Origin of the sequence: Paenibacillus montanisoli, assembly GCF_003268025.1 — a bacterium.
GTDB classification, from domain to species: Bacteria; Bacillota; Bacilli; order Paenibacillales; family Paenibacillaceae; genus Paenibacillus_Z; species Paenibacillus_Z montanisoli.
Window position 1 is genome coordinate 420,154 of record NZ_QLUW01000002.1, and the last position, 13,312, is coordinate 433,465.

The 13,312-nt window shown below is 55.2% G+C and carries 11 protein-coding genes; all 11 read right to left on the reverse strand.

Annotation, left to right across the window (positions count from 1 at the left end; all coding sequences use genetic code 11):
- Positions 1-161: 161 nt before the first annotated feature.
- The 11 genes from DL346_RS11185 to DL346_RS11230 all read right to left on the reverse strand — a co-directional run bounded on the left by DL346_RS11185 (position 162) and on the right by DL346_RS11230 (position 13,311).
- Positions 162-2,018, reverse strand: coding sequence for a glycoside hydrolase family protein (locus tag DL346_RS11185; RefSeq protein WP_112882207.1), 1,857 nt, complete (start codon positions 2,016-2,018; stop codon positions 162-164).
- Positions 2,015-3,538: a xylulokinase gene (gene xylB / locus DL346_RS11190; protein WP_112882208.1), complete on the reverse strand. Its 1,524-nt coding sequence runs from the start codon at positions 3,536-3,538 to the stop codon at positions 2,015-2,017. Before xylB ends, DL346_RS11185 begins: the two co-directional genes overlap by 4 nt.
- A gap of 371 nt (positions 3,539-3,909) precedes the next feature.
- The gene (locus tag DL346_RS11195; RefSeq protein ID WP_112882209.1) at positions 3,910-4,917 is read right to left on the reverse strand and encodes a zinc-dependent alcohol dehydrogenase; all 1,008 of its coding nucleotides are present in this window, start codon (positions 4,915-4,917) and stop codon (positions 3,910-3,912) included.
- Entirely contained in the window at positions 4,908-5,912 is a 1,005-nt protein-coding gene (locus DL346_RS11200; RefSeq protein WP_112882210.1) for an ROK family protein, read from the reverse strand. The genes DL346_RS11195 and DL346_RS11200 overlap by 10 nt, the downstream gene beginning before the upstream one ends.
- Positions 5,909-7,072: an N-acetylglucosamine-6-phosphate deacetylase gene (gene nagA, locus DL346_RS11205; RefSeq protein ID WP_112882211.1), complete on the reverse strand. Its 1,164-nt coding sequence runs from the start codon at positions 7,070-7,072 to the stop codon at positions 5,909-5,911. Before nagA ends, DL346_RS11200 begins: the two co-directional genes overlap by 4 nt.
- A 22-nt stretch (positions 7,073-7,094) precedes the next feature.
- Positions 7,095-7,892, reverse strand: a complete 798-nt coding sequence (locus DL346_RS11210; RefSeq protein ID WP_165822473.1) for a creatininase family protein — start codon at positions 7,890-7,892, stop codon at positions 7,095-7,097.
- 68 nt (positions 7,893-7,960) lie between these two features.
- Positions 7,961-9,985: a family 20 glycosylhydrolase gene (locus DL346_RS11215; RefSeq protein ID WP_112882213.1), complete on the reverse strand. Its 2,025-nt coding sequence runs from the start codon at positions 9,983-9,985 to the stop codon at positions 7,961-7,963.
- Positions 9,982-10,998, reverse strand: coding sequence for a Gfo/Idh/MocA family protein (locus DL346_RS11220; protein WP_112882214.1), 1,017 nt, complete (start codon positions 10,996-10,998; stop codon positions 9,982-9,984). Before DL346_RS11220 ends, DL346_RS11215 begins: the two co-directional genes overlap by 4 nt.
- A complete protein-coding gene (locus tag DL346_RS29040) occupies positions 10,995-11,144 on the reverse strand; it encodes a hypothetical protein (RefSeq protein WP_165822474.1) in 150 nt (49 codons plus the stop codon). Before DL346_RS29040 ends, DL346_RS11220 begins: the two co-directional genes overlap by 4 nt.
- Before the next feature lie 170 nt (positions 11,145-11,314).
- Positions 11,315-12,562, reverse strand: a complete 1,248-nt coding sequence (locus tag DL346_RS11225; RefSeq protein WP_112882215.1) for a Gfo/Idh/MocA family protein — start codon at positions 12,560-12,562, stop codon at positions 11,315-11,317.
- A 20-nt stretch (positions 12,563-12,582) separates the two neighbouring features.
- A complete protein-coding gene (locus tag DL346_RS11230; protein WP_112882216.1) occupies positions 12,583-13,311 on the reverse strand; it encodes a DeoR/GlpR family DNA-binding transcription regulator in 729 nt (242 codons plus the stop codon).
- Position 13,312 lies beyond the last annotated feature (1 nt).

The following is a 13,312-nucleotide window of genomic DNA, read 5'->3' on the forward strand; positions in this document are numbered from 1 at the left end:
AATTTATTGAAAAAATAGTGTCTAACGGTCATGGATGACCGTTAGACTCGAAAACAGCCTCATAACCACATAAATTCAGCCCTAACGGTCATAAATGTCCATTACAATCTCGAAAACTTGAATTTGTGCTTCTAACGGTCATTTATGTCCCTTAGAAATCACTACCTTCGCACGCGGTTATGCCCTTCTGTCGTTATCTCCTTTACTATAATCCGCTCAAATGTCGCCGAACCGAATTGGACGAAGAATCGAAGGTTTCCATTCCCACCGCCGGTTCTGGAGATAAGAGTTCTGGTCCCTCCAACGCAGAGATCGATCCAGCCTTCCTTGATAATAGCTTCGATGGCGACTCTCTCCTTCAGTCCTTCCACCTGATAGATCGATGCAAACTCATCTTCTTGCAGCGAGCTGGCATGGATTCGGTGAATGCCCGCCTTTCGGGCCGACGGTTCGAATCGGACATCGTAACCCTGCTCGAAACGGGGTGAATCTGACAAGGAGAAGCCAAAATACATGTTGGGGTAATTCGCTGTCACCTCAAACGTAACAACGTATTCCGAGTCGAACGAGCCGATTGTCTTAGCATTGAATCCACTCATAGCGTCAACCGTAAAGTCGTCGAATGTCCATTCCGATCCTGTCCCTTCACGCAGCTCAGGTACGAAACCAAGTCCCAAAGCGCCGTCTGCCCGTTGTAAAATCTCGCGGAAAACTAGCTCGCCTCCGTATCTGCCCGGTTCGGACAGAAACCCTGCCGCGATCCGTCTTCCTCCATGGAATGGAGCTGTCTTTGGCACGCGCCATTGTACGCAGTCAAAGGCATCCATCGCCGGCCGCAGCCATGGTCCTTCCGGATCGCGGGAATACCGATAGTGAGCCTGACCGTCGTTGCTGAATATCAAATAATGCCAGCCATTCCATTCGAAGAAATCCGAGCACTCAGGCTCGTCGTGATAGCCGGGCACGATAAAGGGCTCAAGTTCCTCCCAATCCGTCAAATTAGCCGATACGAGATGCGCGAGGCAGCCTTCGTTTCTGACCTCATGAACTAGGCTTGTCGTCACGAGCATATGATAGATTCCCTGATTATCCTGATACACATGTGGATCGCGGACGGACGAGAGCAGATAGCGGTCCGACATACGGATGCTTGCATTGGTTTTTTCGAAATGGATACCGTCGCGACTCTCTGCCCAGGTCAGCCGCGCCGGGGAACCGTCGGTAGCCCTGACCGCGTAAAACGCATAATAGACGCCGTCCTTAAGAAACACCGAGCCGGTGCATATTGAACCTTCCTCTTCTGCTGTAATGCCAACCGCAATGGGATGATGCGCCCACGAACGGAAGTCTTTCGTCGAGATTTGTGCCCACTGATGCGCTCCGAGCCCCCACTTGCTGGCATGGCCTCGGCGGTCGAACAGGTAATACAACCGGAAGGTTTCGCCGTCAAAATAAGGCATGCAATCGCCGACCCCCGTGTTGAATCCTTTTGGCCGCCAATATTGTATGGTTGCAGGCTCTATTCCCAGAATGCGATTCTCCAATTCCGGTGTCCCGGGCTCCGGCGACACCGCTTCATTCCATATGCGAAGACGCTCAGCAGCCGTGTACATCTGAATCGAAGCGTCACTCAGGTCGATGGCACCCAACGGCCAATCCTCATCGACGAGAACCCCGTCCACGAATAAACGAACGGCATGTCCCAAGTATTGCAGATGCACCGTGTGCTTCGAGCTGCCGATGCGATGCCATGGAGCGGATAAGACAAGCGGCGTTTCTTTGGCATCCGTAAACAGTTCGGCGATCAAGGATTGCTCTTTATGTTCATTCAAAAAGCCGTTATAGAAACGAAGCCGCGCGCCCGCTTCCGCAGACGCGATCACTGCAATAGCTCCCTCGGCTTGGCCTCCAATATCAAGGGCGACCGATATCGCTCGTACTCGTCCCCAGTCCAGCTTAATAGGTACTCCGCCGTATTCGGCGGTAATCGCAGCCGGTGTTGTCTCATGCTTGTTCATGAATGATCCGCTCCGTTCTTATCGGGTTGGTAATCCAGCAATGGAAAAAGCTTCTTATTGTTGTTGTACAGTTCTATGTATACGGCATGAAGCCTCGCATAAACTTCGCGGTTTTGCAGGTTAGGTGTAACCGGCGTTTCTTGGATGCGTACTACGGTTCGGCAGGCTTCTTCCACGGTTGCGTAAAGTCCGATGCCGACGCCTGCCATAATGGCAGCCCCTACGCAGGCCTGTTCTTTCATCTTGCTGGTATACACGTTTTCACCGAAAATATCGGCTATGATTTGTTTCCAGAGCGAGCTCTTCGCCCCGCCTCCGGACACAATCAGCTTGTCTGCCTTGACGCCGAGCTGGTTGAAAATATCAAAACTGTCCTTTAGCGAGAAGCCAACGCCTTCCAGCACGGAACGCACGAAATGGCTGGTACCATGACGTAAAGTCAGTCCAAAAAACGCCCCCTTCGCATGAGGGTCCATATGAGGCGTCCGATCCCCTGCCAAATACGGCAGAAACAACAAATTATCGCTCCCTGCAGGACAATCCCTCGCCAACTCATCGAGAGCAGCATAATCACGATTGTTCAATACTTGTCCGCCCAGCCATTTGAGCGATAATCCCGCGCTCATTGAGGCGCCTAGCAGGTACCATTTGTCCGGGGTCGCATGAACATACGTATGGGTCCGTAATTCCTTATCGTATGCCGGACGATCGATCGTCGCAAAGAGCTGGCCGCCCGTCCCGATCGTGCAGGAGACCATCCCTGGCTGGACAATGCCGTTTCCAACGGCCTGCATGGCTTGATCGGCACCGCCAAACACGACCGGAGTGCTAGGAAACAAGCCGGATTCCGCGGCCGCCTCCGCTGTAACGGTCCCGCAAATATGCCACGGTTCGCTCGTTTGCGGAAATAGAGAAGCATCGATATGTACGCGCTCCAACAACGCTTGCGACCACGCCCGGTCCGCCACATCGAACGCTGAAGTGCTTGATGCGTCGGTTGTATCTACGCCAATTACGCCTGTCAGTCTGTATCTGACATAATCCTTGGGAAGAATGACTGTCCGAATTCGACGGTACACCTCGGGCTCGTTCTCTTTTACCCACAATAAAGAAGTCAACTGGAAGCCGGTCGCGACATGATTCTGAATGAGCTGACCAAGCTCCTCCGGCGAGAAAAGCCGTTCCAATTGCTGCTTCTGCGGGATTGAACGCTGATCGCACCAGATGATCGCAGGCCTTACCGCCTTGCCGTCCGCATCCAGCGCAACAAGACCGTGCATTTGGCCGGAGAAGCCGATTCCGGCGATCTCATCCGGCGTTATTTGGGCTTGCCGAATGGCAGCTAAGGAAGTTTGGCAGGTCAAGCCCCACCAATCGTCCGGATTCTGCTCGGCATAGCCGTGAACCGGAATACGGATTTCGTAATCCATTTGCGAGAAACCGAGCATGTTCCCTTGATCGTCCATTACCATCGATTTCACGCTGGACGTACCGATATCAATGCCCATCAGTATGGCCACTTAGATAACTCCTCTCATCTCTAGTAAAATACTCTACAATTTACCGTATAGCGCTTCCTCTATTATGTTCGCTGTATTGTTTCTTCCTCCTCTTGCCAATTGACAAGAGCTCAACCTAAATAGAAAGTCCGCGATCTCCGTTGACTTGAATCGGATTATGTTCGTTGCTACATAGTAGATCAAGGTTTTCTCGTTGTCTATAGAATTGTCTCTGCAAGGATTAAACCACTAAGATCACAAAATAAGTATAAGTATTACATACGCAAGGCAATTTGCTGTTTTATAGAATTTTGTTAAAGTGCATAAGAAATCCGAAAAAGCCCGCGATTTCCGCGGACTTGAATCGGATCCTCTTCTTTTCGCCTACACCCTCATGCCCGCCAATCCAAAATAACGCCGCAGGCTCGATCTTTATTATGAAGCAGCAGCTCATAAGCCTGCTTCGCTTCCGTGCTTGGCAGCCGGTGCGTAATGAACGGCTCAACGCTTAGCGCGCCGGTTTCGATCATATGCAGCGCTTCTTTATAGAGCATGCCCGATGTCGGAAGGCCTTCGATGCCTTTCAGCGAAGCATGCGCGCCGGTTAGACTGATGCCTTTGCGGTGAATCAGGTCATAGACGTTCAAGGTGACGAGCCCTCTCGTCGAGCCGAGCAAAATCGCTTGCCCAAGCTGCCTGCATAGCTCCAGCGCGGTAATGACCAATTCAGGTACGCCGGACGCCTCCACGACGATATCAGGGTCTTTGCCCCCAGTAATCTCATGAACGGCGCCTTTCAGCTCCGCTCCCTCGCCACCGGACAACACAACTTGCGCCAAGCCGGTTCGCTTCGCCAGCTCGAGCCGTTCAGGCACGACGTCGATCCCGATCGGAATCGCGCCTTTCTGCTCAAACAGCTGTGCGGCTACATTACCAACGAGCCCCATGCCGAGGACGGCGACATAATCCCCTTTCCGCACCTTCGACAGCAGCACGGAGGTCATCGAAATCTCGGCGATCCGGCCGAACAGAGCGAGCTCCGGCGCCAGCCCGTCCGACAGCGGCAAAATTGCATCCTCCGAGGCTTGAAACACTTCATGGCTCGCATGATGCCCTCCCGTAAAGACGCGGTCGCCTGGACGGAAGCCGCTGCCCGCCCCCGCAGCCACCACCTCGCCGACCGCGGCATAGCCCGGATAAAACGGAAATTTAGCGAACCGGTTGTTCGGGTTTGGCAAATCGACATGCGTACCCGTGTACAAAGCCAGTTCCGTCCCAGGACTGATCAAGCTATAGTGCGTTTCCACCAGCACGTCACGCTCGACTATTTCCGGATTCAGCTCGCAATCCTCATAGCGAACCGTATACGGGCCGGGAAACACCAGCTTCGTTACCCGCATTGCTCTTCCCCCTCATTTGCGTATTGGGACGCGTATGCAACCGCGCCAATGAGGCCTGCCGAGTCGCCCAATGCCGCTTTCAACACAGCCGGTTTCTTGCTGTGGATATACCTGCCATGAATCTTCTCCCGTATGGGACCAAGCAGCAGCTCGCCGGCTTCGGCAACGCCGCCGCCAATGATGACCGCATCCGGATTGAGCAGGCATACCGCTGTCAACAGCTTCGAAGCAAGCACTTCCCCGGCATAGCGGAAAATCTCCCTCGACGCGGCATCGCCATCGTTCGCCGCCCGATAGACGTCGTATGCGGTCGGTTTGCGCCCCAGCAAGCTCAGCGAAGTGCCGCTTCCATGGGAAGCGATCGCCTCTTGCGCCATTCGGGAGATGCCGGTTGCCGACACGATGCTCTCCACGCAACCGCGCTCGCCGCACGCGCATAGCGCGGTCTCTCCAGCCACCTGATCATGGCCAATCTCCCCCGCAAAATGATCACCGCCCCTCACAATCCGCCCATCAACAATAATGGCGGCCGCAATGCCGGTGCCGACGGTCAAACAAAGCACGTTCCGGTAGCCCTGTCCGGCTCCCGCCAGCACTTCGCCGAGGGCATAGATGCGCACATCATTGTCGATGCGCACGGGAATCCCGAGACGGCTGCCCATCTGCTCCGCGAACGGAACGCCGATCCACCCCATATTCGAAGCCGCCTCCGCCCTTCCGCGAACCGGATCAACCTTGCCAGGCACGCCCATCCCGCAGAGCGCCAAGCCATCCGTGCAATCCGCATCCCGCGCGAGCTGGACGATTTCCTCCTTCAGCAAATCGAAGAAAGCCGCCGGATGATCGGTCGTTCCGGGCAGATGAGGCAAAAGCGTGGGAACCGATTTTTTGCCCAATAAATTCCTTGAATTGTCGAAGATGCCAATCACCGTGTTGGTGCCGCCGATATCTACGCCTACATAAGCCTGCTTAAGCGGATTCGCCGTTTCATTCAATTGGACTCCCTCCGATACACCGTTTTACCGCGAACGACCGTCTGCCTCACTTGCAGCTCCGGATCAAGCAGCACGAAATCCGCATCCTTGCCCTCCTCCAGCGTGCCCTTCGCATCCAACAGACCGGCCTGCCTCGCAGGAACCGACGTGAGCGACGGCAAAATCGCTTCCAGCGAGTATCCGGTGAACCGGATGGCGTTCCGCAGCGCCTGCGCCATCGTGAGCGAGCTGCCCGCAAGACTGGAGCCGTCCTTCAAATAGATTTGACCGTCGTGCATCGTCACATCGCCGTAATCGCCATCCGGAAGACCGGCACAGGTGACAGCGTCCGTGATCATGCATACGTTCGACGGCCCTTTCGTATCGAAAAGCAGCTTGACGACCGCCGGATGAACGTGAATGCCGTCGCAGATCAGCTCGCAAGTCAGATCATCCAGCATCAGTCCGGCTCCCGCGAGTCCGGGCTCCCGGTGATGCAGCGGACTCATCCCGTTAAAATGATGCGTCGTGTGTCGCAGGCCCCAGCCCACCGCCTCTCGGATTTCCGCATAGGTTGCGTCGGAATGGCCGGCCGACACCGTGACGCCCGATTCGGTCAATTGGCGGACCGCATCCAGACCGCCTTCTACCTCGGGTGCCAGCGTCACCAACCGAATTTGCTGCCGGGCTGCTTCCAGGAGCTGCTCGATTTCTAGCCTGGAAGGAGTCCGGATATCGTCTTTACTCTGCGCTCCGCGCCTTTTCAAATCGATATACGGCCCTTCGAGATGAATGCCTGCGAGTTCTGCTCCGCCTAAGCGACAATTCTGGACGGCTGAAGCCGCCGCCTCAAGCGCATGAATGATCCGTTCGAGCGGAGCCGTCGTCGTCGTCGCCAAAAAAGCAGTCGTGCCATGCGCGGCGTGGTAAGTGCTGATGCCATCCAGATGCTCGAGCTCGCCTGCCATCACGCTGAAGCCGTTGCCGCCGTGGATATGCACGTCGATGAAGCCGGGAACCAGCAGCAAGCCGCTTACGTCTTGAACAGGCATTTCGGGGTCGACGGCCAGCCCGGCTTCGTCGATCGCCGAGATTTTGCCTTCATCGTCTACTATGAGACGGCCGCGTTCTACGATGCCATGCGGCGTATAGATCGCTGCGTTCGCAAAGCAAGCAGGCACATCCTCATCTCCTTCGTTTCCGTTATTCGGAACCTAACAGCCGGCCATACCGATCTTTCGCAAACCGAACTAATCCCGCGACTTGGCGCTTAAAACGAATTTCTCCTTCTTCCGCGGACGCATCCGAGTACGGCATTTCTCCGCCTACGCCCAGATGTTCACGAAGCTGCCCCTGATTCGCGGCCATGTTGACCCGGTCGCCGTGCAGATACAGCATCATGCTCGTTTCGATGCCGGCGGCATGATCGCTTGCGCGGCGCGGATCGTCCGGCTCCATGAGCAAATAGTCCATCGTGAAGCATACCGGCTCCGCCCCTTCATCCGTTTTGCAGATGAAGCACACTTCGTCGATGACGTTTTGCTGGATGGTCGGATTATGGCCGGAGACGAGCACGACTAATCGGAAGCCGCGGCTCAAGTAGTTGCGGCATGCATTCACGAGCAGCGACTGGAACAGCTTCGTATCGATGGGGTAGAAGGAGCCCGGCAGCGCGTAACCGGCGGTCGCGTCCATCCCGTAGCCTACGCCGAAGCCCGCATCCCAATAAGCATCCGCCGCAAAATGAATCGCCGGCATGACGACCCCGCCCGTCTGCTTGGCCGCTTCGATGCACAGGCTCTCGGCTTTCAAAGAATCCACGCCTAGCGGATTGTGTCGTCCGTGCCATTCCAGCGTGCCTAGCGGCTGATAGGCGACCGGGAATCGTTCTTGAATGGCCAGCAGCTCGCCCGGCCGCAAGTAGAGCGCCCGCACCTCGGCGGGAATCGGCTCGAATGGAATCTCGCTTTTCACTTTGTCCGCGTCATAATGTTTTTTCATCGGCCGCCCCTCCGTATGATCCATATGCTATATATGCATTTGCTTATGTTGAACATAATTGCGGCCCACTAATTCGATGCCAAATTCGCTTCGCCCATAATGCGAATCCGATCGTTCGGCTCCACCGCTTGAAGCGCCGTTCGGTCAGGAACCAGCTTCATCTCTTTGACCCAGATGCTGCCCCCCACCGGTTGATCGACCAGCAGCTTTACGGCTTTAACCGTCCGGTCCGGATGAGGATTCTCGATCAGCCATCTGTAATAGGTTTCATCGCCTGCCCGCTCAGGCAAGGACGTATATGCCGCTTCCAGCAAAATCGCATCCACGTCGTACTGCGCCGCCGTATGGATCGTCCTTTTGGCCAGCTTCCTCGTCCAGAACCTGTCCTTATTCGAAATGTTAAAGCCGTACGTGATAGGGACGCTAGCCTTCGAGCCGTCCTCATACTCCAGGATGTACTCGCCGATACGGTATTCCCGATTGTCCAGATAAATGCCGTCGACGAACTGGTGGTATTCCCGAAGATGATCTGTCGTATGGAGAACTTCCACGTAGGCAGTACCGGAATTTTGCGTCGATCCATGGCCCAGCGCCTCCCGATAGCGATACCGGTACAGCTCCTCGAAGGCGAGGCTCGCCGTCTCTTCATGCATCGTATCGTCATAGATGTCCCGCCAGAACAAATACGCCGAATAGGCCATGGAAAATAGCGCGCCGTTGCGTTGCAAATTCTCCTCTTTCAGGGCGCTCCAATTGGAAATGATGCCGCCGAGCGGCTTTTGCCGAAGACGCGTGCTCCAATCGACAAACGATGGCCCGTCAAAATTGCCGAATACGACCGGCATCCCCCGCTCGAAGAACGCCTGCTCGAAATGCCGCTCGATGCCCCAGTACCAGTGCATCATGAGGATGTCCTTCGGCACGAGGTCTATCGCTTTGTAAGTCGCAGGGATCGTTTCTCCAAAGTAGACGCCGGTATAGTAATCGACCATGCGCCGTTCGGAGCCGCCGTAGGTTTTGCCATCGGACGTAACGGCATTCAGCAGCTTCTCGCTCCACAGCATCGTTTGAACGCCTCGCGCCTGCAAGTAGGCATAGATGCGATTAATGTCTCCCGCATAAAGCTGCTCCGCAGGCTTGCCCTTGCATTTGTCGCACAGCCCGATGGAATAGAGCTCGTCATGTCCGATATGGACCGTGCGCGGCTTAAATACATCCAATACTTCGTCCAGCACGTCGAACAGCAGCTCATAGGAACGATCGTCCGACGGACAATACGAATCCGGGTAGGGGTCGTTGTGCCGCTCTTTGATTTCGGGATGGTTAATGAGCAAATAATCGCAGTGGCTAAGGCTCGGCACCTCGGGAATGACGTCGAGGAGCCGTTCCTTGCAATAGTCCACCAGCTCCCGTACTTGCTCCTGGGAGAGGTACCGGCCGCCGCCGTTCTCGGCATGAATCGAATTTTTGTACCAATTGAACGTTTTCTCCTGAATGACGATGGTTTTGCCGCTGTATTCGTACATCTCTTCGCAGTAGCGCACCCAGCCTTCATTGATTTCCGGATGCTTCTTATATTCCATCGCGCCGCCGACTTCAATGACGATCGTGTTGTATTTGAAATGCACCAGCATGTCGACGAACCGTTTGAAATACGGGATATCTTCCTCCGTCGGGAGATACACCTTCAGACCTCTTACCGGACAAGTCGGATAGTTGTAGAGCAAGCCTGAAGGCAGGAAGCCTCTCCCGCGGTCCGCAAGCTTCGTCAGCGTAACCGCTCCGTACAGGAATCCTCTTTCCTGCCCGGCATACACCGTAATTACATCGCCGTCCGCATGAATGACATACCCTTCTTCAGCCTCGGCGTATTCGCAATTCAACTGCTCGCGAATTTGCTGGCGAACCTGCTCCGGTACGCCATACCGGAACGCGATCGCCTTGCAATTCGCCCCGTCATCAAGCGGCTGCTTAGCCGCAGCTCCAAGCAGTAAATCCTTGATGAATGAAATCCCGCAATCAATCGCCGTCTCATTCGTTATCCGGCTTCCTGTCTGCTTCCAAGCCGCATGCGACGTCAAAAAATCGTTCATCCCGTAACCTCCCGTTTCGAATTGATGATACGATTGCCGTGATAGGCTTCCGCCCGTCCGCGGACCGCTTCCATGATTTCCACCGATTGGATGGACGAACGAAGATCGTCTTGCAAATCCTGACCGGATTGGAGAGCGTCCAAAAAAGATTTGTTTTCCTCGTAGAAGCCGAAAGCGCTGACCCAATCTCCTTCCTCCGTGAACGTTTCCGTTCTTCCGTTCTCCGAGCAGATCAGCCCTGCGAAGCTGCCAGCGTTCTCCATCAAGGGCATATGCAGCTCGTAAGTGAAGCCTTCACCCCGGACGGTCACCGACTCCCGGGCCAAACCGGCGTACGGATAACAATTCAGCCGCACCCGGATGCCGCTAAAGGTAACGCCTTCGGCTGTCATGTTCATTAGCCCTGGCGAAATCGCGGACAGTTCGTCATAGTGGAAACGAAGGCTTTCGTAATCGGAGCCCGCAATCCACTTCGCCGCATCGATCGCATGAACAGCCGTAGTGGAGAAATCGGCATCCGTCCGCTTAATGCGGATCATATCGTAGGTAAGGCCGTAGATCCGTCTGCCTTGCTGCGTTTGTTCATCCAGCTTGCCGATCAGCTTGCTGACCATCGGGACATGTCTGCGGTTAAACGCGACCCGATGCCTGATCCTTCTCTGGACCGCCTGCTCGTGCAGCAGGATGACCTCCGCCGCGTTCGCTCCGGGAGGCTTCTCTAAGAAGACGGCCGCTCCCGTTTCCATCACTTGAAGCGCGACGGATGTCGTAAGCTGATCGGGAACAATGACCCAGACCGCATCCAGCCGTTCCTCCTTCAACATCTCTTCGAAGCCGGTATAGGCTCGTTCAAAGCCAAAATCCGCCCGGTATGCTTCCGCCGCTTCCATGTTCAGATCGCAGCAAGCGGCCAAAAGGAGATCGGGATGATCTGCCTTATACCGCTTCAAGCTCGGGCCATGCGCAGCACGCGAATGCCAGCCGCAGCCTATAACGCCGATTCGCAGCATCATACACCGCACCGCCTATCGTGATCCACTATGCCCGGATTGCGGACAGGCTTCTTAGGTGGCGTCGTCAAGTAAATCGCATACCAGTCGTCTTGTTCGATTTGAAAGGGACCTTGATAGAGAAGTCCCATATTGATCTCCCTCGGCACCGTCGCCTCAACTCCTTGTGCGTGATGATCAAACTTACTTTCACCATAAGAGAAGCTCCGCGCAAAAGCTATGAGCGATATTTTTGCTTGTTCATCATTTTATCGATTTCCGCAATTCCGGTAGCAAAAACAAAAAAGCGATAAGCCAAGCTCATCGCTTTCTCCTTTAATTAATTCGCCTTCAGCTGCTCGATGTATCGATCGAAGCTTACCGTCTGACCGGTCAGGCGCGATTGTTCCGCTGCGAATACGAGCAGATGGCTGTGCGCGGATTCCATGCCAGAGCTGACCCCCTCGCTTTGCGTCACCACTTGTCTGACGAAGCTCTGCATCAGCACAGAATCGGCGCCGCCATGCGAGCCCTCCTGCTGCTCAGGCCGGATGATTTCCGTTCTCCCGTTGAAGTGGCGGATCTCAATCTCGTTCGTCCCCGAATGGCCGAGCAGCTCTCCGGTCGTTCCCATGATTTTGAACGAACGGCTGGTGTCCCGCGTGAAGGCCGTCATGGTGAAGGCCACGGTCACGTCGTTATCGAAAAGCAGGTTTACGACCTGATGGTCGACGACATCGTTATCGCAGCGGTAGACGCACCGGCCATAAGGGCCGTGCTTCAGCGCATGCAGGCGCGCTTCCAGCGTCGGCTCCAGCGAGACGACGTTTTGCGGCCAATCATCCTTCTCGTTTAGATAAAGCTTGATCGCCGATACGGGGCATTCATGCTCCACCTTGCAGCCGTCCGTGCAGCGGGCGGTCGATCCTTCAGGCGCATTCTCCTCGCGAAAGTAAGACAAGCTGCCGTAGGAGGATACGCTCTTGCAGTTCGCTCCAATGATCCATTTCAAATAGTCGAGATCATGGCAGCATTTCTGCAGCAGCATCGGGCTTGACAGGGCGCTGTTGCGCCAATTGCCCCGCACGAAGCTGTGCGCTTGATGCGCGAAGCCGACATTTTCCGTCCACTGGATCGTCATCAGACGGCCGACCGCTCCTTGATCGATCAAACGCTTCACCGCGCTGAAATAGTCGGAGTACCTCATGCTATGGCAAATCGTCAGGATTCGGTTGCGCCGCTGCGCTTCTTCCGCCATGAGCAGCGCTTCCTTCGGGTCCGGCGACATCGGCTTCTCCAGCAAAATGTGATAACCTACCTCAAGCGCCTTCATCGTCGGCTTGAAATGGTCCCGGTCCATCGTGCAAATCAGCAGCGCGTCGCAAAGCTTGGGCTGGTTGAGCAGCTCCTCCCAGCTTTCGAACTGCATCTCCGGCGCGATGCCGTACATCGAAGCGAATTTACGGCGCCGTTCTTCGTTCGGCTCCGCAACGGCGACAAACTTGATTTCATGAGGCTTGCGTAACGCGTAGGAGCCCAGACCGAACATCCCCCGGCTGCCGGCTCCGATGACTGCTACATGGATCATTTCTTCATCCTCCCAAGAGATTAGAATGATTCCTCGCTAAGATCCGTAATGACGCCGGTAACATGGTCGTAGGGAACAATGGTGAACAGCGCCGTTTTCCGAAGCTTCGTTTGATCAAATACGGCATAGACCTGGCTTGAGCGTGCTATGAACAGCTGAGCAATGCGTGCTTCCAGCTCGGAATGCGTCGTGAACCCGTGCTCGCGCGAGGCGCCGTCAACGCCAAGGAACATTTTCGTAATATTCAGCTTCTCGATGACACTCTCCGCAAGCGGCCCGATCAACTCATAGCTTTTATGCCGCATGACGCCTCCCGAGACAACGACTTGAACGCCCTCGGCATCAAAGAGTTCGGCCGCGATGTTGACTGCGTTCGTAACGACCGTAATGTTCTGATGCTGCTTAAGCGCTTTGGCAATCATGAACGTCGTCGTTCCCCCCGTGAGGCAAATGACATCGCCTTCTTCGACCAACGCCGCAGCCGCGGCGGCTATGCGCTCCTTGCCTTCCTTGCTGACAAACCGTTTATCGGCAAAAGCAAGCTCGGCATTTCTGCCGCTGCCCTCGTCATAGATGGCCCCGCCGATCGTGCGGATGATTTTGTTCGATTTCTCGAGCGCTTCCAGATCGCGGCGGACCGTTGCGATGGAGCTTTCGGTCACCTCCATCAGCTCGCCGATCGTCGCTTTACCGGATTCCTTAATGCGCTCCAGCATTTTCGTTCTGCGCAATTCGCCTTTCGATTGCATC